Below are 22,994 nucleotides of genomic sequence, written 5' to 3' on the forward strand. Positions count from 1 at the left end.
CAGGACGGCCCCGGCCGGCGGTGGAGGGCAGACCGTCGGGGCGGCGACGGGCGTGGGCGATGGAGTGGCGGTTGGCGAGGTTGGTGGGAGGTGGGCCGCCCCCCGGAAAAAGAAGGGCGGCCACGGGGGTGGGTCAGATGGTGGTGGTGGCGGCGACGGCGGTGAGTTCGCTGGAGTGGCTGCCGAAGATGCCGACGGTCGGTGGGCGGGGGGTGAAGCCGGGCAGGGTGTCGAGGCCGTCGCTGCCGTCGACCAGGCGGAGCTTCAGAGGGCCTGAGCCCTGCAGGACGAGGGTGACCTCGATGCCGTCGGTGGGTGGGCCGTGGAAGACGACGCCGAAGCGGTTCTGGTCGGGGAGGAACGGGACGGCGTCGCGGCCGGCGACCGTGGCCTGCTGGACGCGGTGGGAGCCCGGCTCGGCGTAGAAGGAGACGAAGCGGACGGGGCGCTGGGAGGCGAGGCGGAAAGTGACGGTGCGGCGGTCGCCGGTGGTCGTGTCGGACAGGACGGTGGCGGTGGGGGCGGGCAGCGGGGCGGCCTCCGCCGGGCCGGTGGACAGCTCGCCGGCGGGCAGGACGGGGAAGAGCTCGTCGAGGGAGCGGTGGTCGCGGACATACCGCGAGGTCCAGGCGCCCGGGGACTGCTCCAGGCTGACCCACTGGGCGGTGCCGGTGTCGCGGTCCAGGGCGTACATGAGGTGGGTCGGCTCGGGATGCGTCGCGTCGAAACGGTCGGTGACCATCCCGGTCGTGGTGCAGACGAGCGCGACCACGAGCGCCGCGAGCGCGGGGGTGGCGCCGAGCAGGCGGTGCCGGTCGGCGCCGGCGGGGCGGAAGAGGGGCTCCAGGGCGGGCAGGGCGGCGAGGCCGAGCAGGGCGGCGAAGAGCCCGGGGGCGGCGCCGGTCGCGAGGCCCAGGGCGGGGAAGAAGAGGGCGACGGTCGGGGCGAGGATCAGCACGGCGACGCCCGCGCCGGCGGTGAGGACGGCAGTGGCGAGCCACGGGCGCGGCACGTACAGCGCGGCGATCCCCGCGAGGGCGCCGAACAGGGCGGGCAGCGCCACCAGGTAGGAGCCGCCGGGGATCGCCGCGGCGAAGACCAGGCCGAGCACGGCGAGCAGACCGAGGGCGCCGGTGAACAGCGGGACGGGGCCCAGCCGGCGGCGGCTCAGCGCATACCAGCCGAGCAGGACGGCGGCGGTGAGCGCGACGACGCCGAAGCGGAACCAGGTGGGCCGGGCCGGGTCGAGCAGCTCGCCATAGCCGGGGCGCAGCGCGACCAGCAGCGTCCACAGCAACTGGGCGGCGACCGCGACCGCGATGAGCGGCACGAGGGCGAGGCCGAGGCCGGCGAGGCTGCGGGGGACCGAAGTGAGGCCGCGGCGGCGGGCCAGGAACACCAGGGCGGCGACGGCGAGCAGGGCGAGGACGGCGATCGGCCAGGTGAGCGCGGCCGGGTAGCGCACCAGCAGGCCCGCGAACGGGAAATACACCGCGTCGCCGGCGGCGGGGCGCAGCAGCGGCGGGAGGTCCGCGGCGCCGAGGGCGAGGGCGAGGGCGAGCGCGTTGTCGCCGTGGTGCTGGAGGCTGGCCCGGTTCATCGTCGAGGGCCGGTCGAACGGGCTGTGGTAGACGCTGGAGCCGTCGATGTAGGCCGTGTTGAGGCCGGTGAACCGCGACTGCGCCAGGAACGGGGTGAAGTCGGTGTCGTTGGACAGCAGCCGGTAGACCTCGACGGCGAGGCTGGTGCCGACCGGGTGCGGGGTGCGGGCATAGACGTCGATGAGGTCGGCGTTGCCCACGGAGGTCTGGAACATGACGGCGGGACCGCTGCTGCCGCGGGCCTCGAAGTTGAGCACGACGGACGGCTTCTGGCCGAGGGGGTGCCGGCTGACGAACGCCTCGGCGCCGCACAGGCAGGCCTCCTCGGCGTCGGTGAACAGGAACACGACGTCGTTGCGCGGCGGGGCGCCGGTCGTCAGGGCCCGGGCGACCTCGAGCAGGGTGCTGCTGCCCGCGCCGTCGTCGTTGGCGCCGAAGCTGACCTGGACGGAGTCGTAGTGCGCCATGAGGACGACCTGGCCGGTGGAGGCGGAGCCGGGCAGGACCGCGACGACGTTGCGCACGCGGGCCATGCCGCCGTCGCCGAACTTGCCGGCATTGACCCCCACGGTGTCCTGGACCTCGGGGCGCAGACCATAGCCGGTGAGGGTCGCGACGATGTGCTCGCGGACCCGGTCGGCGGCGGGGCTGCCGGTGACGTGCACCTCCTGGCCGATCCGCTCGACGTGGGTGAACGCGCGGGCGGCGGAGAACTCACCGGCGGGTGCGGAGGCGGACCGGGGCGCCGGCGGCTGGACGTCGGCGATGCCGAGGACGGCGAGCAGGGCCAGGACCGCGAGGGCCGCCGCGGCCGTAAGGGGTCGCCGCGACGGTGCGGCGAAGCTTCGGTCGGACAAGGTGTGCCTCCTGTGGGGTGAGCACATTCTGCACGCCCCCACCGACAAAAACCCGCGTCCGACGACCCGAACGGAGTGCAGTGGGTCATGAACGGGTGCCGGATGGTTGTTGGGGGCCCGGAAGCCCTCCGGACTGCCTAGCGTCATCGTCCATGAACAACGAACTCACCCCCGCCGCCCCGACCGCCTTCGACGCGAGCTACCTCGCCACCGCCGAGCTCGACGCCCGCTTCCACCTCGACCAGGTCATGGCGATGGTCGGCGTCGACGGCCTGGTGGCGGCCCTGGCGCAGCCGTTCCTGCTGGCGAAGGTCGACCAGCACGCCGCCGCGGTCCGGCAGAGCATCACCGCCGCCGGGAAGGCCGTCGACTCGATCTCCCTCGCCGGGTACGCCCGGAGCGTCATCGCCGTCCACCAGCGGCACGGCCGCCCGCTGCCGACCCCGGAGACCATCGACTGGCAGGACGCCGACTGGACCGTCCTGCGCCTGGTGGCGGTCTGCTCCCTCGCGGACGCGGTGGACGCTTTCTGAGCGGACAACCGAACCACCAGCAGCGGACAACCGAACCACCAGCAGCGGACAACCGAACCACCAGCAGCGGACAACCGAACCACCAGCAGCGGACAACCGAACCACCCGCACGCGCGTCGATGTGCCATGACACGCCTGCCGTCCCTCGCACTGATCGTCCTGCTCGCCGCCTGTACCCCGGAGGCCACCGGTACAGGAGCGAACAAAAGCCCCACAAATGCCGCGACCGCCAGCGCAACGGAGCGCTCGAACCCCACGCCGAACGCCTCCACGACCAAGAAGGCCGACGGAAGCTGGACGGAGCCGACGCAGAAGGTCACCGTCCCGCACAACCCGGCCGTCCCCCTGGTGCCGGTCCTGGTCGAGGTGCGCGCCGGTGACCACACCGGCGACGGCTACGAGCGGATCACGTTCGCGTTCAGGGGCCCGCTTCCCTCGTACAGCTTCCAGATCGTGCGCCAGGTGGTGCGGGACGGCTCCGGAGACCCCGTCACCCTGCCCGGCACCACGAAGCTGAGCATCGTCTTCACCCCGGCGCGCAGCGAGGCCGGCACCGGCCCGCGCGACGTCGGCTACCGCCGCCTGCGGGGCTACGAGCAGGTCGGCGACTACGAGGGCTACGTCAGCTACGGCCTCGGCGTCGAGGGCACCGCGCAGGTCCGGTACGGGGAGAGCACCCGCCCGGACGGGACGAACGTGGTCGCACTGGACATACGGGTCTAGCGGCGGCCGCGACCCGAGGACTCGTTCCACCGGAAGTGGACGAAGAGCCGGCCGAAGTTGTCGGAGTCCTTCTCCACCCGGTGGTACAGCGCCTTGATCTCGCGCTGGTCGAGGAAGCGCAGGACCCGCTTCTTCAGCGCCCCCGACCCCTTCCCGGGGATGATCTCGACGAGGGTGGCCCGCTTGGCCACCGCCTCGTCGATGATCCCCTTCAACGCGCGGTCGATGTCGCCGCGGCGGTTGAAGATGTCGTGGAGGTCCAGCTTGAGCTTCACGCCCCTAGTCTGACACCGGCCCGCCGGACACCGGCAGCCCAGCACGCTTCCACGCCTGGAAGCCGCCGGCGAGGTCGGTCGCCCGGTGCAGGCCCAGGTCCTGCAGTGAGGCCGCGGCCAGCGAGGACGTGTAGCCCTCGGAGCAGAAGACGACGACGGGCAGGTCGAACCGGTCGGCGATGGGCAGCCGCGCGTCGCTGCGGGGGTCGAAGCGCCACTCCAGGACGTTGCGCTCGACGATCAGCGCGCCGGGGATCTCCCCTTCGAGCGCCCGCTGCGCGGCTGGGCGGATGTCGACGAGGACCGCGTCCCCGGGCACCTCGGCCGGCGTCACCCGGGTCAGCCGCGACCGGGCGGACGCCAGGATCTCGTCGATGGAACGCCCGCTCACCAGTCCGCCCCCGCCTGTTGGATGGCCTCCACACTAAGCCGCCCCTCGTGCAACCGGTAGCGGGTCATCACCGTGAGCGCCGGGCTGTACGCGTGGACGGTGATCGCGGGCCGTGCCCCGGCGTTGACGACCCGGTGCACGTGGTGCGCGCCGAAGCGCCGCCCGGACCCGGCGGACATCGTGGTGTTGAGCAGGGACCCGTCCTGCACCGTCTGCTCGACGACCTCGCCGGACACGACGGTGAACGCGCCGGACGACCCGCCGTGGTCGTGCAGGTCGGTGGCCTGGCCGGGCAGCCAGGTGAGCAGCCACACCTCGTGGTCGTCGGCGGCGTACAGCTTGCCGTACCAGCGCGTGCGCGGATCGTAACGAGGCTCGATCGGCCAGTCCGCAGGATCCGAAGCGTGCCAGCGTGCGACGGAGAGCAGGTCCGTCCGGGTAGCGACAGTCATCGCAGATTCTCCAGTATTCGCATCTACTTAGTAGGAATTAGTACCACACCTGATCGCCGTGCGCGACGGGACAGGCGGATGTGCGCGAAATGACAGCGGCGTCAGGCACCCTGGCGGAGGACACACCAAAGGGGGAACACCACCATGACCTTCGCTTTCCAGGCCACCGGCCTGGTCAAGCGCTTCGGCAGCACCACCGCCCTCGCGGGCGTGGACCTCGCCGCCGAGCCGGGCACCGTGCTCGGGGTCCTCGGACCCAACGGCGCCGGCAAGACCACCGCCGTGCGCATCCTCGCCACCCTGCTGCGCCCCGACGCGGGCACCGCGGTCGTCGGCGGGCACGACGTCGTCAAGCGCCCCGCCGAGGTCCGCCGCATCAGCGGGCTGACCGGGCAGTTCGCCTCCGTCGACGAGGACCTGACCGGGACCGAGAACCTGGTCCTCATCGGCCAGCTGCTGGACCTGCGCCGACGCGACGCGAAGAGCCGCGCGGCCCACCTGCTCGCCGAGTTCGACCTCAGCGAGGCCGCCGACCGGCCGGTCAAGACGTACTCCGGTGGCATGCGGCGCCGGCTCGACCTGGCCGCGAGCCTGGTGGGCCGGCCGGCGATCGTCTACCTGGACGAGCCGACCACCGGCCTCGACCCGGCGAAGCGCGAGGACGTGTGGAACATGGTCCGGGCGCAGGTGCGGGAGGGCACCACGGTGCTGCTGACCACGCAGTACCTGGAGGAGGCCGACGCGCTCGCCGACGAGATCTCCGTGATCGACCACGGCAAGGTCATCGCGCACGGCACGCCGGCGCAGCTCAAGCACATCGTCGGCGGCCAGACGATCAGCGTCCGCCCGGCCGACCCGGCGCACCTCGACACGGTCGAGGCGGTCCTCGGGGCGATCTCGAAGGGCCGGGTCGAGTCGCGGGGGCGCGGCGTGCTGTCGGTGCCGGTCGACGACGCCAAAGCGCTCGGCACCGTGGTCCGCCGGCTGGAGGAGGCCGGCATCGACGTCATCGAGCTGTCCCTGCACCTGCCGAGCCTCGACGAGGTCTTCTTCACGCTCACCCGGGGCACGGACAGGAAGCAGGAGGTGGCGGCATGACGACGCTCACGGCCGCGGTGCCGGGACGGCCGTTCGGCCTGGTCAGGCACAGCCTGGTGATGGCGCGGCGCAGCCTCATCAAGACGATGCGCACCCCTGAGCAGCTGCTCGACGTGACGCTCCAGCCGATCATCTTCATCGTCCTGTTCGTGTACCTGCTGGGCGGCGCCATCGCCGGCTCCCGGCACGACTACCTGCAGTTCCTGCTGCCGGCGCTGCTGGTGCAGAACGTGCTCTTCGCGTCGGCGCCGACCGGCGTCAGCCTCAACACCGACATCAAGACCGGCGTGTTCGACCGGTTCCGCAGCCTGCCGATCGGGCGGTCCGCGCCCCTCATCGGCGGCGTGCTCGGCGACATGATCCGGTTCGTGGTGTCGATCGTGGTGATGCTCGGCTTCGGGTACGCCCTGGGCTTCCGCTTCGGGACCAACGCCCTGGCCGTCCTGGCCGGGTGCCTGCTGGTGATGTTCATGGCGTTCAGCTTCAGCTGGATGTTCGTGCTGCTCGGCATGCTGGTCAGGGAGCCCGGCGCGGTACAGGGCCTCGGCTTCGTGATCATGTTCCCGCTGACCTTCGGCACCAACGTGCTCGTGCCGACGAACACGCTCCCCGGCTGGCTGCAGGCGTGGGTGAAGGTCAACCCGGTCGCCGACGCGATGCAGGCGGCCCGCGGGCTGATGGTCGGCGGGCCGGTGCTCGACGCCGTGGTCAAGACCCTGCTGTGGTCGGTGGGCATCCTGGCGGTCTTCGCGCCGCTCGCCGTCCGCGCCTACCGCCGCAAGGCCTGAACCGCCGGCGCGGGGTCCGAGATCAGCGACATCGCCGCGGCGCGGTCCATCTCCGCGCCGCGGCGCACGGCGTCGTCGAACGCGGCGTCGCCGAGGGCCTCGCGCAGCGCCGCCGCCTGCAGCGGCAGGTCCGCGTTGGACAGGTCGTCGCCGCCGCCGATCGCGCGGGCCACCCCGAGCAGCTCGGCGGCGGTCACCGGCAGCCCCGCGGCGGCGGCGAGCGCCGAGCACCCGATCGCGACCTGTGCCACGACAGGCATGTCTCTCGCCGGTACGGCCAGCGAAAGGGCCTCCGACAGCCGTTCCCGGGCCGCCGGCAGGTCCCCGCGCGCCAGGTCGAGCCGCGCCCGGCCGATCAGCAGGATCGCCTGGTACTGCGGTGCGACCAGCGGCGAGTGCTCCTGCTTGCGCCACGCGGTCGTGTAGCAGCGCTCCGCCTCGTCGAGGTCCCCGTCGTGGCGGGCCAGGTGGCCGAGCTCCAGCAGCGCGTGGGACGCGTCCCGGGGCAGCACCGTCGGGTCCTCGGTGAAGCGGAGCAGCTCGGCGCGGGCCGCGGCGGGGCCGTCGATGTGGCGGCGCAGCGCGGCGAGCCGGATCCGCTGGTACGCCTCGCTGGTGTGCACGCCGAGCTGGTGATGCAGCTCGATCGACTCGGCGAACAGCGCCGCGGCGGTCGGGTGGTCGCCGCGGCGGGCCCGCGCGTCGGCGATCGACGCGAGCGTCATCGACAGCCCCCACCGCTCGCCGACCTCCCGGAACGCGACCGCCGCCGCCTCCTGCGCGGTGAGCATGCCGGCGATGTCGCCGTCGTTCTCCCGCAGGTGGCCGAGGATCGACAGCAGCATGCCCCGCGACCACGGCTCGACCGGCGCGGCGAGGCGGCGCTGGATCGCGGCCTCGCCGTTGCCGCTGTCGTCGCGGAACATCATCACGACCGGCTCGACGAGGGACACGAACGGGTGGCCGGTGCCCGGCGGCACCCGCGCGGCCAGGGCGATGAGGTCGTCGAGGAGCCCTTCGGCGTACTGGAAGTCCCCGGCGAAGCCGCTGTTGATGACGTACACGGCGAAGACGACGGTGCGCGCGTCCAGCGGCACCTCGGCCGGGTCCTGGCCCGGGACGGCGAGGATCCGGCCGAGCAGGGCCGCGGCCTCCGCGTGGTTGTCCTCGAACGTCCAGAACCAGGCGCACGCCGCCCCGAGCCGGAACGCGGTGACGGCGTCGCCGCTGTCGCAGACGTGGGTGACGGCCGCGTGCAGGTTCGCCCGCTCCGGGCGGAGCCGGGCCAGCCAGTCGACCTGCGCCGCTGTCCTCAGGTGCGGCTCGGCCCGCTCGGCGAGCGCGAGGAAGTGCGCGGCGTGCGCCGACCTGACCTGTCCGGCCCGGCCGGCCCGGGCCAGCTCGTCGAGCGCGAACTCCCGGATCGTCTCCAGCATCCGGTACCGGACGGTGTCGCCCGCCGTGCCGTCGTTGAGGACCTGGAGCAGCGAACGGTCGACCAGGGCGTCCAGGAGCGGCTCGGCATCCGGTACACCTGCCGCCGCCGCTGCGGCCTCGGCGTCGAACGTGCCGGGGAACACCGCGATGGCGGCGCTGAACTCGCGCTCCGGCTCCTCCAGGAGGTCCCAGCTCCAGGCCACGACCGCGTGCAGGGTCCGGTGCCGCGGCAGCGCGGTGCGGCTACCGCCGGTCAGCAGCCGGAACCGGTCGTCGAGGCGGGCGGCGAGCTGCTCCGCGGTGAACGACCGCAGCCTGGCGGCGGCGAGCTCGATCGCGAGGGGCAGCCCGTCGAGCCGGCGGCAGATCTCCGCCGCGGCCGGTGTCACCTCGAACCCGGGCCGCACCGCCTCGGCACGGTCCCGCAGCAGCCGCACCGCCGCGTCCGCCGCGAGGGGCCCGACGGGGAACAGCGACTCGCCGAGGATGCCGAGCGGCTCGCGGCTGGTCGCCAGGACGCGCAGCTTCGGGCAGCGGCCGAGCAGGTCCTCGGTGAGCGCGGCGGCGGCCGCCACGACGTGCTCGCAGTTGTCGAGCACGAGCAGCGCGTCGGTCGGCGCGAGCAGCTCCGCGATCCGGCCGGGGACGTCGAGGCGGCGGGCGACCTGCGGCGGCTCGAGCTGCCCGCCGGTGTCCAGGGCGCGCAGGACCGCGGCCGGCACGTCGGCGGCCTCGGCGACGGGCGCGAGCTCGACCAGCCACGCGGCGTGCGGGTCCTGGGCGGCGACCGTCGTCGCCAGCCGGGTCTTGCCGGCGCCGCCGGGCCCGACCAGCGTGACGAGCCGGCGGTCGAGGACCTGCGTGCCCAGCCGGTCGACGTCGTCGTCGCGGCCGACGAAGCTGGTCAACGGGGTGCGGAGGTTGCCGGCGGGGCGGTCGGTGAGGGCCCGCAGGTGCGCCCGGCGCAGCCGCGGCGACGGGTCGACGCCGAGCTCCTCGGCGAGGTGGTGCCGGCACTCCTCGAACGCGGCGAGGGCCTCCGCGCGGCGGCCCTCGGCGTGCAGCGCCTCGACCAGGTGGGCGGCGAGCCGTTCCCGCAGCGGGTGGGCGGCGGTGAGCTCCCGCAGCCGCGCCACCAGCCCGGGTGCGCGCGGGCCGGCGGCCTCGACGTGGTCCTCGGTCGCGGCGAGCCGAAGCTCCTCCCAGCGGGCGGCGAGCGCGTCGTCGACGGCCGGCGGGCCCCGCCACAGGTCGAGGGCCTCGGCGAGCAGCGTCGCGGCGCCGGCCGGGTCGCCGTCACGCAGCTGCGCCTTGCCGGCCGCGGCGAGCCGCTCGAACCGGTAGGCGTCGACGTCGTCGAGGGCGAGGTCCAGCTTGTACCCGCCGGTGCCGGACACCAGCGCCGGGTCGCCGCCGAGGGTCTTGCGCAGCCGCGACACGAGGGACTGCACGGCGTTCGCGGGGTCGGTGGGGGTGGCGTCGGGCCACAGCGCGACCGCGATCTGCTCCACGGACACGAGCCGGCCGGGCTCGCAGGCGAGCCGGATCAGCAGCGTCCGGAGCCTGGCGCCGCCGACGTCGACCGGCTGCCCGCCGACGTCGACCGTCAACGGCCCCAGAATGCCGACCCGCATGCCCACCCGCATGCGCACCACTGTGCCACCCTCCGGGTGGAGGGCGGCACAGGGCTTTTCCCGGGGTGCTTTAGTACACGCTGACGCCGTACACGCTCAGCGGCTCGGTGACCGGCTGGAAGTACGTGACGCCGCCGCTGCTGCAGTTGCCGCTGCCGCCGGACGTGAGACCCAGCGCGATCGATCCCGCGAACAGCGAGCCGCCGCTGTCACCGGGCTCGGCGCAGACCGTGGTGCGGATCAGGCCGCTGACCTGGCCCTGCGAGTACGTGACGGTCGCGTTGAGCTGCGTCACGGACCCGCTGCGCACGCCGGTGGTGGAGCCGCTGCGGCGCACCGACTGGCCGACGGTCGCGTTGCCCGCGGCCGTGATGTCCTGGAACGAGCCGTTGTACAGCGACACGTTGCCGGGGTGGGCGACACCCGCGGCGTACCGGACGATGCCGTAGTCGTTGCCGGGGAAGCTGGTGCCGGTCCGGGTGCCCAGGACGGAGCCGCTGCTGGTCGTCCAGGTCGCGCCGATGTTGGTGCAGTGGCCCGCGGTCAGGAAGTAGTACGTGCTGCCGCTGACCACGTTGAAGCCGAGCGAGCACCGGGAGCCGCCGGCGTAGATCGCCTGGCCGCCGGAGATGGTCGGCCGCAGCTCACCGGGGAGCCGCTCGATCTTCGCGCCGCTGCCGAGCGACGCGACGGTCGCCTCGATCGTCTTGACGTGCTCGGGCGACACCGTCGGGTCGATGGAGACGACCACCTGGTTGGCGACCGGGTCGACGGCCCAGGCGGTGCCCGGGATGGAGACCTTCGCGTCGAGCGTCGAGGTGATGCGGGCCAGTTCGACGCCGCTGTGCTTCACCTTGCGGGCGACGGCGCCGGTCGCCTCGACGCTCTTGGCGGTGTTGGCGTCGGTGACGGTGACGACCATCTTGCCGAGCTGGGCGTCCCAGTACGAGCCGGCGGTGGCGAGCCCGAGCTGCGAGACGAGCGCGTCGGTGCTGCCGAGCGGCGCGGCCTGGGCCGGCGACGGCATGAGGACCGAGCCTGCGACGAGGGCGGTGCCCGCGGCGATGACCGCGGCGCTACGGAGTCTGGACCTTGTGAGTCTCACGTGAGCCTCCCCTGTATCGGTACCGATGAATATCGGCCGCGACCGATGCTGTCATCGGCAGGGGAGGCGCACAAGAATCTCGTCCAAATTGCCCCATAGCACCCGTGTCATATCACTAAGCGGCTATCCCTTCTAGCAGGTATGCGCTGATTGGCCCATATAGGTGCGGCTGGACGTTGTCGTCGATGGGCACCGTCACCGAGACCCGCCCCTCGGCCTCGCCCACGAACAGCGCCGGGTCGTTGCTGTCGGCGAACGACACCACGTCGAGCCCCGCCGCGGCGGCCGCGCCGGCGAACCCGTGGTCGGCGAACACCAGGTCCGGCATGGGTTGTCCGGTGCGCTCCAGCTCGCCCAGCATCTCCCGCATCCCGTCCGGGGAGTGCGTGTGCCACATCGCGATGCCCCGCTCCGCGCCCATGGCCACGCCGCCGATGTACCGCACGGCGAGGGGGAACTCGCGGCCGTCATACCGGCCCGGCCTCGCGAACGGGGCGCCCGCCGCCGGGGTCAGGATCTCGCACCCCGCGGCGCGCAGCGCCACCACGACCGCCAGGTGCACCTCGACGATCCCGGCCGGGTGGCCGGACGCCACCAGGACGCGTTCCTTGCGGTGCGCCGCCTCCCGCAACCGGTCACGCATCCTGTCCAGCGCGGCCACCGTCTTGTACGGGTCGATCACGTCCGTGCCCGTCGACCGCTCCGGGTCCGGGTCGATGCCGACCCGCTCGGCCATCACGCCGAGCACCTCGGCGAGCGTCCAGGTCTTCAGCGGCGGCAGGCCGAACAGGTAGCCCTCGTGTCCGTCGGCGAACGCCGCGGCGTTGCCGTGGTTGGATGCCCGGGTGGTCTCGACATCGCCGGCAAGAAGTGCGTCACGAAGATAACTCACGAGCTCAGGCATGTGACCCATGGTATGCAAGCACCCCTGCGGCGCCGAGGAATGCGGCTTAAGGTCACAGTCATGGCCGACGTGTATCTCGAGGTGACCGACAAGAAGGTGTTCGCGGCTTGCCTGGACTGGCCGGGCTGGGGCCGCTTCGCGAAGACCGAGGACGACGCGCTGGAGGCCCTCGCGGCGTACGGCGCGCGGTACGAGCCGATCGCGACGGCGGCCGGCTACTCGTTCCCCGCCTCGCCGACGTTCAAGGTCGTCGAACGGTGCCCGGGGACCTCCGCCACCCAGTTCGGCGTCCCCGACGCCCACCCCGACGCCGACGGCCGCGCGGTCTCCCGGGCCGTCGCGACCCGGCAGAAGAAGCTGCTCACCGCCGCGTGGGCGGCGTTCGGGGCGTTCTCCGCGACCGCCCCCGCCTCGCTGCGCAAGGGCCCGCGCGGCGGCGGCCGGGACCGCGACAAGATGATCGACCACGTCGTCGGCGCCGAGGCCGGGTACGGTCGCAAGATCGGCATCAAGCATCCGCAGCCGGCGATCACCGACACGGAGGCGATCGCCGCGCTCCGTGAGGACATCCTCACCGTCCTGGGCCGCCCCAGTGACGGCTCGGCGCTCACCGACAACGGCTGGACCAGCCGCTACGCCACCCGCCGCTACGCCTGGCACGTGCTGGACCACCTGTGGGAGATGCAGGACCGGGCCGAGTAGCCGGGGTTTATCCACAGGAAGAAGATCTTGCTTCCGGTGGGTGCCGGGCGGCTCTTACGGTTGGTGCCATGACGGCGCTGCCCGGCGTCCGGCGGTCTCCAGCTGGTGGCTTCCGGTCGGCGGCGGTTGTGGTGGCTCTTCCGGTTGGAGGTGCGGCGGTGACGGTCACGGCTCTTCCGGCCGGCGGCGCGACGGCCGCTGCGGTCACGGTCGACGACGTGTGGCGGGTCCGCGGCGACTGGCGGGCGATGCGCGAGGCGGCGCTGCGGCTGCATGACTCCCGCCGCGCGACCGCCGACGCGACCGGCGCCGCACCGACCGCTGCCGCCGCGACCGCCGATGCCCTGCGCCGGTCCGCCGCGACGCTGCGCCACGGCCAGGAGCTGCTCACCGCGATCCTGGACCGGCTCGACGTGCCGATGACCCTGCACGAGGACGGCCGCCTGACGTTCTACCCCGCGGACGCCGAGGACCTGGCGTCCCTCCGCCGCGCCGAGCTGGCCGCCCGCGAGATCCAGACCGCCCTGTCCACGATCATCGCCCACCACCGCGCCGCCGCCCGTTGACGCCCCCGCCCGCCGCCGCCCGTTGACGCCGCTGCCCGTTGACGCTGTTGACGCCGCCGCTGTTGACGCCGCCGCTGTTGACGCCGCCGCTGTTGACGCCGCCGCTGTTGACGCGGCGGCCCGCCGCCGGCAGGTCGGCGAGCTGCTGCCCGTTGACGCTGCTGCCCGTTGACGCTGCTGCCCGTTGACGCCCCGCCACAACCCTCATTCCCTGACCGCGCCGTCCGCTGCGCCGCTCTCGCATGGACCAGCGCCCGTCGAGGGCGTTCCCACCCACTCGGCCGCGCACCGCGGGCGTCCGCGCCGGCATCGTGCATCCCGCTCCGGAGGAAGGCCGCGCAGCTGGACCTTGTCGGCGCTGGTGGTGGACAGGTCGGTGACGCCGCCGGTGGGCAGGCCGCCGGAGAAGAAGAAGGCGTCGATCGCGCCGGTCTTCATCGCCTCGGTGGTCTTGCCCAGGTCGCCGCCGCCGTGTCGGTCGCCTTCGTGTTCGCGTCCTGCCGGCCCCGGCCCCGGCCCCGGCCCCGGCCTCGACCGCCCCGCCGAGCCGCCGTCCGGGCTTTGGTCGCGAACGGGCAACGGTGGGTCACAGGGCATGATTTGGGGCGTGTACGAGCTCGACGTGATCGCCGACGACAGCCTCGGCCGCTTCGTCTCCCGCTGGTACGGCCTGCCCGACCGCCCCCGCCGCGACCTCGACCTGCCGCCCGGCCTGCCCGCCGCGCTCGCCGACTGGCACCGCGTCGCGTCCCGCTACTCCCTGCCGTTGAGCCGCGACCACGTGATGCTCGCCCCCGCCGACCTCACGGAGTCCGCCGGCCTGGTCCGCTTCTGGTCCGGCACCGACGACTGGTACTCGTACGCCCCCGGCCCCACCGACCCGCTCGTCGTGGAGAGCGACACGATCGAGACCGGCCTGCCGTTGTCGAGATTTCTCGTGTACGCCGCTGTCTACGAGGCCACGTACACCCCGCTGCACGGCTTCGTCTGCCTGTCCCCGGACCCCGACGGCCTCCGCCAGGTCCAGCTCCGCCTCCGCGAACTGGACGACCCGCTGTGGCACTGGCCGTCCCCGGACACCCGCTACTACGGCGACGACGACCTCCTCGCCCACCTCGGCCCCGACCGCATCGTCATCTCCGCCCGCCACCGAGACGCCCTGGGCCGCTTCGACAACCTCAACCTCCCCTGGACCTGGGACTCCCGAACCCCCTGACCCCGCCCCAGACCACGACGCGGACGAGCCACCCCCGCGACCTGAGACGGAGGCAAGCAGCGGCCCCCGCCACGCATGGCGGAGCACGCGGCCGCCGGCGGACGTCAGCGGCTCGAGGTGTGGATGGGTGCCGCGACTCCCGGACGACCGAGACCCGGCGCTGGGTAGTGGCGGCTTTGGGAGTCCCGGGACAGCCGGGAAGTTGGTGGAGATCGGAGCCGGGCGCCCGCTCGTCGGCGGCGTGGGCGTGGCGGCCGGCGGATTCGGGGTGGTGGGAGGTGCGGTCGGGCGACTTGTCGGCGGTGGCGTCGGCCCGGTGGGTGGTGGCTTCGGAGGCGCGGGAAGGACTGCGGCTGTCGCGGCGGCGGGGTTTGGAGCTGGGCGGCTGCTTGTCCATGGTGTGAGCGCGGCGGTCGGCGGGTTCGGGGCGGCGGGAGGCGCTGGGGTGGTGCGGTAGCGCACGGCGCGGCTGCTTGTTGTTGGGGTTGACGTGGTGGCCGGCGGATTGGCGCTGAGGGGCGGCGTGGTCGGGCGACTCGTTGGCGGTGGTGTCGGTCCGGTGGGTGGTGGCTTCGGGCGTGCTGGATGGGCTGCGGCAGTTGCGGCGGCGGGGATTGGGGCTGGGGGCTGCTTGTCGGCGTGGTGGCTGGCGGGTCCGGGGTGGTGGGAGGTGCTGGGGGCGGCGCGGTTGGGCGGCTTGTCGGCGGCGGGATGGTCGGGGAGGGGGTTGCGGCGGCCGGCTCGCGGGCGTTGCGCAGGCGGGTCAGCTTCGTGGTGTGGCGGGCGGCCAGGCCGTGTGCGCGAGCCGCCGCGAACTCCGCCTTGGCGCGGTGGCGGTCCGTGCGGCGGCGGGCGGACTCACAGGCCCGCGTGGCGAGGCGGGCGGCCTGGGCGGCGAGCAGTGCGGCCTGCGTGGGGACGCGGGTGGTCGGGCACAACGACCCCGCGCCCGGTGCTTCCAGCGAAAAACATGGTCGTGGCACAGGCTGCCTCCCCCCGATAGCCGCCTCCCACATTCTCCCGCCCGCCCAAACCCCCGTCCAGCGCAGTATCACCATGTGAGCACAAGCGTCCCAGGTGGGTCAGGGGACGTGCACGAGCATGGCGCAGACGTCTTCGTCGTCGGGGATGTTGAGGCTGGTGACGAGGTGGGTGACGACGGCGTCGAAGTTGGACAGGTCGATGTGTTCGCCGGCTCGGCGGACGAGGTCGAGGCCGCCGCCGCGGCGGCGGTCGACGCGGGCCTGGCCGCCGGTGTAGAGCAGGACGCGGTCGCCCGGCTCGAGCGTCACGGTCGTGTCGGAGTAGCGCATCTCGGTGACCTCGCCCAGGGGGAGGCCGAGGGGGCCTGACAGCACGGTGCCCTGGCCGGTGGCGGTGTAGCGGATGGGGGCGACCTGGCCCGCGGCGGCCCAGCGGAGCTCGCGGGTCGTGGGGGAGTAGCGGGCCACGACGAGGCAGGCGGTGTGCTCGACCTCCATCGCGCAGAGCATCCCGTTGACGGCGCTGAGGATGTCGCCGGGGGTCATGTCCAGGGCCGCGTAGGCGCGTACCGCGTACCGGAGCCTCGCCGCCGTCGTCATGGAGGACAGGCCGCGGTCGTCGACGTCGCCGAGGACGAGGATCGTGCCGCCGTCGGGGAGGGAGGTGGCGTCGAACCAGTCGCCGTCGACGGTGCCGACGCGTTCGGGGGAGCGGCAGTGGCCGCAGATCTCGACGCCTTCCATGTGGCCGAGCTCGGGGTCGGTGGGCAGGAGCGCCTTCTGCAGGGCCTGGGCGGCGCGGCGCTCGTCGGCGACCCGGTGCCGCTGCGCGGCCAGGGCCTCCTCGGCGCGGCGGAGGCGGGCCTCGATGGCGCGCTCCTCGGTGACGTCCTGGACGGTGCCGCGCACGGCGGTGACGTTGCCGGTGTCGTCGAAGAGCGGCTCGGCGGTGAGGCGCAGGCGGCGGCCGTTGACCCGGCCGGCGCCGCGGACCTCGGCGAGCAGGTGCTTGCCCTCCACGACGGTGCGGCGGACGGCGTCCTGGACGGCCAGGAGGTCGTCGGCGTGCACGCTGGCGGTGAGCTCGTCGACGGGGACGCGGGCGGCGTCACGGCCGCCGTGGAAGAGCCGGATCAGCTCCGGTGAGCAGCGCGGCTCGGGGTCGCGCAGCTCCCAGCAGAACGAGCCGACGCCGGCGATCCGCTCGGCCTGCAGGAGCTGGTCGTACAGGAGGTCGGCCTCGGTCGCGATCCGCCACACCGCGAACACCCGGTCCCACAGGCGCACGGCGTGCATGGAGATCGACTGTGTGGTCGGCACGCCGTCCGCCCGCGGGTCGGCCCGCAGGCCTTCCAGCCGGCGGGGCTGGCCGTCCTGGAGCATGCGGGCGAACTCCGGCAGCAGGGTGGCGCTGCCGAGCGTCGGGTAGGCGGCGAGCAGCGTCGCCTCGTCGGGGTCGACCCGGGCGGTGGCGAGGACCTGCCTGGCCATGACGTTGGCGTACTCGACGCGGAAGTCCACCAGCTGGCCGTCGACGGTCACCGGGGACAGCAGTGCGGCGGGGTTGTGCAGGACGTCGACGACGGTCGGCAGCCACACCTGCGCCGGGGCGGCCTGCGCGCTCTCCTCGCCCTCGACGTGGAACCAGGCGCTGGCGATCTCGTCGCCGATGAGCGCGTCGACCTGCCGCGCGACGGGTTCGAGCAGGGCCGCCACGTACCGCCGCAGCTCGTCGCCGTCGGGGAGGCCCTCGGCCCAGCTCATGATGATGGCGCCGAGCACCCGCTCGCCGGAGATGAGCGGCGAGGCGAGGACGGTGTCGCCGTTGAACGGCAGCTGGTCCATCACCGGGAACCGGCGGGTGACCTCCTCGCCGCCGACGAGCCAGATCGTCTCGACGTCCTGGACGGCGACGACGAGCGGCAGCGCCGGGTCCGGGGGGATCCGGGACCAGCGGCTGCGGACCTCGCCGGGGATGCCGAACGCACCGACGCCGCGTTGCGCGCCGTCCGGGTCGAGCAGCGTGATCATGATCGAGGTGGGGGCGGGCCACGCGGTCGGCGCGGTGCCGAGGACCTCGGCGATCTCGTCGTAGCCGCGGGCGGCCGCGATCCGGGCGCTGAGCAGCTGGTGCTGGGACTGCAGCGCCTCGACCTCGGGGGAGCGGCTGGCCCGCCGGCGGGGCTTCTCCGCGGCCGGTGCGGGGACGCCGGAGGGTGCCGCGGTACGGGTACGGCTGCGCGCGACGTGCTGACGCAGCTCGTCGTCGATGAGATTCACCACATCGGGGGCGTCCGGGTCGGGCGAGGTGGTGCCGACGATCGCGGCGGCGACCTCGATCAGCTTGATGTTGGTGCGCTGCGACAGCCGGACCAGCTGGTCGAACCCCTGGTCGGGGCTGACGCCGAGCCGCTCTACGAGCACCCCCTTGGCCTGCTCGATGACGGCCCGGTTCCGCATGGCGGTGCGGACGCCGGTGAGCTCGGCCCGCAGCTTGGCGACGAGCGCGGCGAGGGCCTCCGCCGGCTCGGCACTGCCACCATCAGCACCACCGGCCGGCGCCGAGGCCGCCCGAGACGGCGCGGTGTCCTCAGGCGTCGAGGTGCCCACGCCGTCAGACGGCGTCGACGCACCCGGCCGACCTGTGCCCGACGGCTTGGCCACCATGCCCTCCACATCCCGGTCCTGTGCAGTTGAACGTGCAGCCGACCTAGAAGTCACCCGAGCCGGTTGCGACTCGACCGTTGATGTTTACCACCAACCGGCCAGGGTAGGGGCGTTGGCAGGTCAGCACGGTCGGCCACGTGGAGGTGCGCGCAGTGCAACAGGCGTCTTCGCCGCGGGCGGGTGCGGCTTGAGGATCGCGATCGTGTCCGTACACGCGAGCCCCCTGGCGCTCGGTACCTCGGGCACGGGCGGCCAGCACACCCACGTCACCGCCCTCGCCGAGGCCCTCGGGCGCCGCGGGCACGACGTGCGGGTCTACACCCGCCGGGACGCCGCCGCCCCCGACGACGTCGTCATGACGGGCGCCGGGTTCACCGTGGAGCACGTGCCGGCCGGCCCCGTCGAGGAGCTGCCGGCGGACGCGCTGCTGCCGCACGTCGGCGACTTCGGGCGATGGCTCGCCGCCCACTGGCGCGGCGACGCGACCCGCCCCGACGTGATCCACGCCCACTTCTGGCTCAGCGGCCTGGCCGCCCTGACCGCGACGGCGGAGCACCGGATCCCGGTCGTGCAGACGTACCACGGGCTCGGCACGGTCAAGCGGCGCATGCTGAAGGACCGCGACGCCAGCCCCGAGGCGCGGATCGGCCTGGAGCGGACCCTCGGCACGATGGTCGACCGGGTCGTCGCGCAGTGCGAGGACGAGGTCGTCGAGCTCGGCCGGATGGGCATCCGCCGGTCCGACACCGTGGTCGTGCCGTCCGGCGTCGACGGGGAGGTGTTCGCGCCGAGCGGTCCCCGCGCCGACCACCTGCGCCCCGGCATGCGCCGCATCCTCAGCGTCGGGCCGCTCGTGCCGCGCAAGGGCTTCGCGGACCTGGTCGAGGCGCTGCGCCGGGTCCCCGGCGCGGAGCTCGTCGTCGTCGGCGGGCCCGCACCGGACCGGATCCACCGCGACCCCGAGGCCCGCCGCCTGATGGAGCTCGCCGACCGGTTCGGGGTCGGCGACCGGGTCAGGCTCATCGGTGCCGTCGCTCAACAGGACCTGCCCAGCTGGTACCGCTCCGCCGACGTGCTCGCCTGCGCGCCGTGGTACGAGCCGTTCGGCCTCACGCCCCTGGAGGCGATGTCCTGCGGTGTGCCGGTCGTCGCGTACGAGGTCGGCGGCATCGGCGAGAGCGTCATCGACAACGTCACCGGGCTGCTGGTGCCGGCGCGGGACGTGCCGGCGATGGCGTCCGCGCTGCGCGGGCTCCTCGGCGACGAGGTGCGCCGGATGAGCTACGCCAGCGCCGCGATCGACCGGGTTCGCTCCCGGTACACCTGGGAACGCACCGCGACCGACGTCGAGCGGATCTACCGGGCGGTGACCGGGCAGAGCGGCACCGGCGACGCCGACAGCGACGCGGACGCCGACGACGAGGCCCTCACCGACGTCTCTTCGTAGCCTTGTCATCACAGGGCGACAGGCGTACGTTTGTATGACCCGCAACATCAGCTGAACGGCTGATTGGCTCGACCGTCAAACCAGTCGCGGTCGCCGTGCCGGGTTGCGCGCCGGACGTTCGAGACCAGGGCGTCTGCCGGCGAAATCTCTCCCGTGACCGCTGCCCGCACCCAAGGGCGGACGGATCGCGGCAGCAGGCAGGGGGTTCCCCCATGACCGCCACCGTCCACCGCCCCGCCCCGCGGCCCCGCGCCCGCCACCGCGCCAACCACAAGGACCTCGAGACCGAAGCGCGCGCACTGCTCGCGCTGCTGAGCGAGCTGCCCGCCGGCGGCGCCGACCACGACCGGATCCGGGCCAGGGTCATCGAGCTGCACCTGCCGCTCGCCGAGTACCTCGCCCGCCGGTTCCGCAACCGCGGCGAACCCCTCGACGACCTGACCCAGGTCGCCAACGTCGGGCTCATCAAGTCCGTCGACGGCTACGACCCGACGCGTGGCGTCGTGTTCACCAGCTACGCCATCCCGATGATCGTCGGTGAGCTCAAGCGGCACTTCCGCGACAAGGGCTGGGACGTCCGGGTGCCCCGCCGGCTGCAGGAGCTGCGGCTGGAGATCTCCAAGGTGTCCGGTGACCTCGCGCAACGGCTCGGCCGCTCGCCGACCGTCGCGGACCTCGCGGAGAAGCTCGGCGTCAGCGAGGAGGACGTCATCGAGGGCATCGAGTCCGGGCACGCGTACCGAGCGCTGTCCATCAACGCGCCGACCGGCAACGAGGAGGCCGGCCCCGAGCTCGCCGACCTGCTCGGCGGCATGGACCGCGACCTGGAGGCCGTCGACGACCGCGAGTCGCTGCGGCCGCTGATCGCGGAGCTGCCGGAGCGCGAGCAGAAGATCATCGCGATGCGGTTCTTCGGCAACATGACACAGACGCAGATCGCCGACCGGCTCGGCATCTCGCAGATGCACGTGTCGCGCCTGCTCGCCCACGCCCTGGCCCACCTGAGGGGCGCACTGGTCACGCCGCTGTGACGCCCCTCCCGGGAGCTAGGCGGGCGTCAGTACCGACGACAGCTGGTACACGTTGTAGGCCTGCTTGATGACCGGGTGGGCGACGTTGCGGACGGGCACCCCGCCTGGCGTCGTCCCCCGCTCCGACCCCGCGTGCGCGTGCCCGTGCACGGCCAGCCCGACCCCAGGTGTCGCGTCGATCGCCTGCGCGAGCAGGTACGACCCGAGGAACGGGTAGATCTCCAGCGGCTCACCCAGCAGTGTCTCGGGGACCGGCGAATAGTGGGTGAGCGCTATCCGTACATCAGCGTCCAACGCCGACAGTGCGGCTCCGAACCGCTCGGCCAGCTCGCGGCTGTGCCGGGTGAACGCCTTCATCTCGGGCTCGCCGAACTCGCTGGCGCACGCGCCCGCGAACCCGCCGCCGAAGCCCTTCGTGCCGGCGACCCCGACCCGCACGCCGTCCACGTCCAGGACCGTGCCGGAGCACTCCAGGACGGTGATCCCGCCGTCCTCCAGGACCTTCGTCACCTCGGCCGGCTGGTCGCAGTGGTGGTCGTGGTTGCCGAGGATCGCGATCACCGGCACGGCCAGGCCGCCGAACTCCTCCGCGACGCAGTGCGCCTCGTCGGCGGTGCCATGCCGGGTCAGGTCACCGGCGAGCAGCAGCATGTCGGCCTTGTCGCCGATGTGCTCCAGCGCTGGCCGGTACCGGCCGAGGACGTCCGCGTCGAGGTGGACGTCGCCGACCGCGGCGACTCTGACACTGCCATTGACACTGCCTTCGTCGAACGTCATAGCTCCTCCACGTCCTGCGGCTCGTTGACCCTGGTGAGCCCGATGTTGCAGTGCACCGGCAGGTCCGGGAACGTCTCGTGGACGACCTGGCAGATCAGGTCGCGGCGTTCGGCGCTCTCCACCTCACCGACGAGGCTGACCCCGTCCTCGGTGCGGACCACCCGGATGCCCTGCTCGGCGATGCGGGCGTCCTCGATGAGCAGCTGGTGCAGCTCGCTCTCGACGTGCTGGTCGATGATCACGAGTGCCTCCTCACAGGGAAGCGGCGAGGGCGCTGGTCTCGTCCAGCGACATGACGCCGAGGCGGTCGATCAAGAACAGGAAAGCATGCGCGTACGGCGAGTGGGCCGTTTCCCGGTACACCCGCGGCCAGTCGATCTGCTCCCGCAGCGACCGCGCGACCGGCAGCCCGCGCGCGTAGTCGCAGTAGTGCGCCGACCACGTCAGAACCTTGTGGATCATCAGCTCGGTCGCGGACAGCACCGGCATGTGGCACGCGTTGACGGCGATCACGTCGGTGTCGGCGAGCGTCGCGTCGGTGACCGGCCGCTGCACCGGGCAGAAGATGAAGTCGATGAGGTTGTCCTCGTTCTCCACCGAGTCCCAGGCCTTCACCAGCCAGCCCTCGGGCGGCACCTCGCCGCGGAACCCGACCTCCGCCAGCGCCGTCAGGACCCGCTCCGCGTCCTCGGCCTTGATGAGGAAGTCGATGTCGTGGTCGACGGACTCGCCTCCCCGCGCGTACACGGCGAAACTGCCGGCCAGGCAGAACGGGATGCCGGCGTCCTTCAAGTGGAACGCCGCACGTTTCAGCGTCGCGATCAGCGGCTGCCTGTCCTCCGGAACTGCCATGCAGAACGGCTTACCCGTCTGGTCATTCCGTCACACGCACCGATTGCGGCAGCCGCGGGAAGAGTTCGGTCTCCTCCTCCTGTACGTGCTCCCGCACCGCCTCCAGGAGCGCCGCCAGCAGCATCCCGAACGCGGGATCCACGTCGTTGAGCTCCGTCAGTCGCGCCACGAGCTCGCCGATGCGCCGGTGCTCGGCCGCCTCGTAGTCGGCGAGCTCCGCCGGCAGGTGCGCGTGCAGCAGCCGCTCCTCGGTCGCCGTGTGGGAGGCCAGCATCGTGACGGCGGCGTCCAGCGCGCTCCGGCGGGCGGCCGGCGACCGCGCGGTCTCGATCTCGGCGAACAGCGACTCGAGCCGGCGGTGTTCGCCGACCAGCAGGCCGATGAGGTCCTGCTCCATGGTCAGCTCCCCAGATTCCGTGGCACAGGCATGCGTTGGCGTACCCTGCCCGCCACCCGGCTAACCGTCACGAAGCAGACCTGATCGATTTCAGCGGGGCGGGCTTCCATCTGCCTTGGTACGTGTGTTCGAATGTCTCCTCATGGAGCGCAGGAAGCACTGGTGGAACGGCACCTGGGGGCGGCTCGCCCGCCGCGACGTCTATCTCTTCGAGGACGCCGGCCACTGGTGGGTCGAGTCGCGGGAAGGCGGCGCCGACGGACGCTCCCGCACCTACGAGTTCGACGCCGAAGAGCCGGCGATGGACTGCGTCTCCGGCCTGCTCGCCCAGCCCGGCGACTGGCGCGAGCTGCGCTGAGCCGGTTGCGTGCCGGGTGTGGGGCGGTGGCTGCGCGGTTGCGCGCCGGGTGCGGGGCGGCGGCTGCGCGGCTGCGCGGTTGCGTGCCGGCTGCCCGTCCCGGCCACCCGGCACGGGTCCCGTTCGGGTCCCGCTTGGTTCTGGGCGCAACGAATCGCCGTCTGATCGCGGTACAAGACAGGAAAACGCCGGCAAGAAGC

At 73.1% G+C, this 22,994-nt stretch carries 24 protein-coding genes; 10 read left to right on the plus strand and 14 right to left on the minus strand.

What is annotated here, in order from left to right; all coding sequences use genetic code 11:
- Positions 1 to 133: 133 nt before the first annotated feature.
- Entirely contained in the window at positions 134 to 2,458 is a 2,325-nt protein-coding gene (locus tag ABD332_RS32240) for a M28 family peptidase (RefSeq protein ID WP_344506111.1), read from the minus strand.
- A gap of 152 nt (positions 2,459 to 2,610) precedes the next feature.
- On the opposite strand from ABD332_RS32240, the gene ABD332_RS32245 reads away from it, so the two are divergent.
- Both ABD332_RS32245 and ABD332_RS32250 read left to right on the plus strand, forming a co-directional pair.
- Positions 2,611 to 2,991 (plus strand): DUF6401 family natural product biosynthesis protein, encoded by a 381-nt coding sequence (locus ABD332_RS32245; protein ID WP_344506112.1) that lies wholly within the window; start codon positions 2,611 to 2,613, stop codon positions 2,989 to 2,991.
- Between the two features lie 126 nt (positions 2,992 to 3,117).
- A complete protein-coding gene (locus ABD332_RS32250) occupies positions 3,118 to 3,714 on the plus strand; it encodes an AMIN-like domain-containing (lipo)protein (protein ID WP_344506113.1) in 597 nt (198 codons plus the stop codon).
- Here ABD332_RS32250 and ABD332_RS32255 read toward each other — a convergent pair.
- Genes ABD332_RS32255 through ABD332_RS32265 form a run of 3 tightly spaced genes read right to left on the minus strand, consistent with a single transcriptional unit; the run spans position 3,711 to position 4,832 of the window.
- Entirely contained in the window at positions 3,711 to 3,989 is a 279-nt protein-coding gene (locus ABD332_RS32255) for a Smr/MutS family protein (protein ID WP_344506114.1), read from the minus strand. The two genes, ABD332_RS32250 and ABD332_RS32255, sit on opposite strands and share 4 nt — an antisense overlap.
- 4 nt (positions 3,990 to 3,993) lie before the next feature.
- Positions 3,994 to 4,380, minus strand: coding sequence for a rhodanese-like domain-containing protein (locus tag ABD332_RS32260; protein WP_344506115.1), 387 nt, complete (start codon positions 4,378 to 4,380; stop codon positions 3,994 to 3,996).
- Positions 4,377 to 4,832 (minus strand): cysteine dioxygenase, encoded by a 456-nt coding sequence (locus tag ABD332_RS32265; protein WP_344506116.1) that lies wholly within the window; start codon positions 4,830 to 4,832, stop codon positions 4,377 to 4,379. Before ABD332_RS32265 ends, ABD332_RS32260 begins: the two co-directional genes overlap by 4 nt.
- Positions 4,833 to 4,976: 144 nt before the next feature.
- Between ABD332_RS32265 and ABD332_RS32270 the strand changes: the two genes are divergently transcribed.
- Positions 4,977 to 5,930, plus strand: a complete 954-nt coding sequence (locus tag ABD332_RS32270) for an ATP-binding cassette domain-containing protein (protein ID WP_344506117.1) — start codon at positions 4,977 to 4,979, stop codon at positions 5,928 to 5,930.
- Positions 5,927 to 6,718: an ABC transporter permease gene (locus ABD332_RS32275; protein WP_344506118.1), complete on the plus strand. Its 792-nt coding sequence runs from the start codon at positions 5,927 to 5,929 to the stop codon at positions 6,716 to 6,718. Before ABD332_RS32270 ends, ABD332_RS32275 begins: the two co-directional genes overlap by 4 nt.
- Here ABD332_RS32275 and ABD332_RS32280 read toward each other — a convergent pair.
- The 3 genes from ABD332_RS32280 to ABD332_RS32290 all read right to left on the minus strand — a co-directional run bounded on the left by ABD332_RS32280 (position 6,700) and on the right by ABD332_RS32290 (position 11,798).
- On the minus strand, positions 6,700 to 9,801 hold the full coding sequence (locus ABD332_RS32280; protein WP_344506119.1) for an AfsR/SARP family transcriptional regulator: 3,102 nt from the start codon (positions 9,799 to 9,801) through the stop codon (positions 6,700 to 6,702). The genes ABD332_RS32275 and ABD332_RS32280 overlap by 19 nt on opposite strands.
- 58 nt (positions 9,802 to 9,859) lie before the next feature.
- The gene (locus tag ABD332_RS32285) at positions 9,860 to 10,894 is read right to left on the minus strand and encodes a S1 family peptidase (RefSeq protein WP_344506120.1); all 1,035 of its coding nucleotides are present in this window, start codon (positions 10,892 to 10,894) and stop codon (positions 9,860 to 9,862) included.
- A 115-nt stretch (positions 10,895 to 11,009) separates the two neighbouring features.
- The gene (locus ABD332_RS32290) at positions 11,010 to 11,798 is read right to left on the minus strand and encodes a phosphatase (protein WP_344506121.1); all 789 of its coding nucleotides are present in this window, start codon (positions 11,796 to 11,798) and stop codon (positions 11,010 to 11,012) included.
- A gap of 60 nt (positions 11,799 to 11,858) precedes the next feature.
- Here ABD332_RS32290 and ABD332_RS32295 point away from each other — a divergent pair, with 60 nt between their 5' ends.
- A complete protein-coding gene (locus ABD332_RS32295; protein WP_344506122.1) occupies positions 11,859 to 12,500 on the plus strand; it encodes a hypothetical protein in 642 nt (213 codons plus the stop codon).
- Positions 12,501 to 12,658: 158 nt separating this feature from the next.
- Positions 12,659 to 13,066 (plus strand): hypothetical protein, encoded by a 408-nt coding sequence (locus ABD332_RS32300; RefSeq protein WP_344506123.1) that lies wholly within the window; start codon positions 12,659 to 12,661, stop codon positions 13,064 to 13,066.
- On the opposite strand, the gene ABD332_RS32305 is transcribed toward ABD332_RS32300, so the two are convergent.
- Both ABD332_RS32305 and ABD332_RS32310 read right to left on the minus strand, forming a co-directional pair.
- Entirely contained in the window at positions 13,035 to 13,274 is a 240-nt protein-coding gene (locus ABD332_RS32305) for a hypothetical protein (protein WP_344506124.1), read from the minus strand. The genes ABD332_RS32300 and ABD332_RS32305 overlap by 32 nt on opposite strands.
- Positions 13,271 to 13,504: a hypothetical protein gene (locus ABD332_RS32310; protein WP_344506125.1), complete on the minus strand. Its 234-nt coding sequence runs from the start codon at positions 13,502 to 13,504 to the stop codon at positions 13,271 to 13,273. Before ABD332_RS32310 ends, ABD332_RS32305 begins: the two co-directional genes overlap by 4 nt.
- Positions 13,505 to 13,673: 169 nt before the next feature.
- On the opposite strand from ABD332_RS32310, the gene ABD332_RS32315 reads away from it, so the two are divergent.
- Positions 13,674 to 14,282, plus strand: coding sequence for a hypothetical protein (locus ABD332_RS32315; RefSeq protein WP_344506126.1), 609 nt, complete (start codon positions 13,674 to 13,676; stop codon positions 14,280 to 14,282).
- A 1,082-nt stretch (positions 14,283 to 15,364) separates the two neighbouring features.
- Here ABD332_RS32315 and ABD332_RS32320 read toward each other — a convergent pair.
- Positions 15,365 to 17,875, minus strand: coding sequence for a SpoIIE family protein phosphatase (locus ABD332_RS32320; protein WP_344506127.1), 2,511 nt, complete (start codon positions 17,873 to 17,875; stop codon positions 15,365 to 15,367).
- Positions 17,876 to 18,119: 244 nt separating this feature from the next.
- Here ABD332_RS32320 and ABD332_RS32325 point away from each other — a divergent pair, with 244 nt between their 5' ends.
- Entirely contained in the window at positions 18,120 to 19,379 is a 1,260-nt protein-coding gene (locus ABD332_RS32325) for a glycosyltransferase (RefSeq protein WP_425552321.1), read from the plus strand.
- A 212-nt stretch (positions 19,380 to 19,591) separates the two neighbouring features.
- A complete protein-coding gene (locus tag ABD332_RS32330; protein WP_344506129.1) occupies positions 19,592 to 20,410 on the plus strand; it encodes an RNA polymerase sigma factor SigF in 819 nt (272 codons plus the stop codon).
- 15 nt (positions 20,411 to 20,425) lie between these two features.
- Here ABD332_RS32330 and ABD332_RS32335 read toward each other — a convergent pair whose 3' ends face one another.
- Genes ABD332_RS32335 through ABD332_RS32350 form a run of 4 tightly spaced genes read right to left on the minus strand, consistent with a single transcriptional unit; the run spans position 20,426 to position 22,436 of the window.
- Complete coding sequence (locus ABD332_RS32335) at positions 20,426 to 21,187, minus strand: metallophosphoesterase family protein (RefSeq protein WP_344506130.1); 762 nt, start codon at positions 21,185 to 21,187, stop codon at positions 20,426 to 20,428.
- The gene (locus tag ABD332_RS32340; protein WP_344506131.1) at positions 21,184 to 21,429 is read right to left on the minus strand and encodes a hypothetical protein; all 246 of its coding nucleotides are present in this window, start codon (positions 21,427 to 21,429) and stop codon (positions 21,184 to 21,186) included. The genes ABD332_RS32335 and ABD332_RS32340 overlap by 4 nt, the downstream gene beginning before the upstream one ends.
- Positions 21,430 to 21,439: 10 nt before the next feature.
- Positions 21,440 to 22,039 carry a nucleotidyltransferase family protein gene (locus tag ABD332_RS32345; protein ID WP_344506132.1) on the minus strand — a complete coding sequence of 200 codons (600 nt, stop codon included), beginning with the start codon at positions 22,037 to 22,039 and terminating at the stop codon, positions 21,440 to 21,442.
- Positions 22,040 to 22,061: 22 nt separating this feature from the next.
- A complete protein-coding gene (locus ABD332_RS32350; RefSeq protein WP_344506133.1) occupies positions 22,062 to 22,436 on the minus strand; it encodes a hemerythrin domain-containing protein in 375 nt (124 codons plus the stop codon).
- 142 nt (positions 22,437 to 22,578) lie between these two features.
- Between ABD332_RS32350 and ABD332_RS32355 the strand changes: the two genes are divergently transcribed.
- Entirely contained in the window at positions 22,579 to 22,794 is a 216-nt protein-coding gene (locus tag ABD332_RS32355; RefSeq protein WP_344506134.1) for a hypothetical protein, read from the plus strand.
- Positions 22,795 to 22,994: the final 200 nt, after the last annotated feature.

Origin of the sequence: Dactylosporangium maewongense, assembly GCF_039531485.1 — a bacterium.
Lineage (GTDB): Bacteria > Actinomycetota > Actinomycetes > Mycobacteriales > Micromonosporaceae > Dactylosporangium > Dactylosporangium maewongense.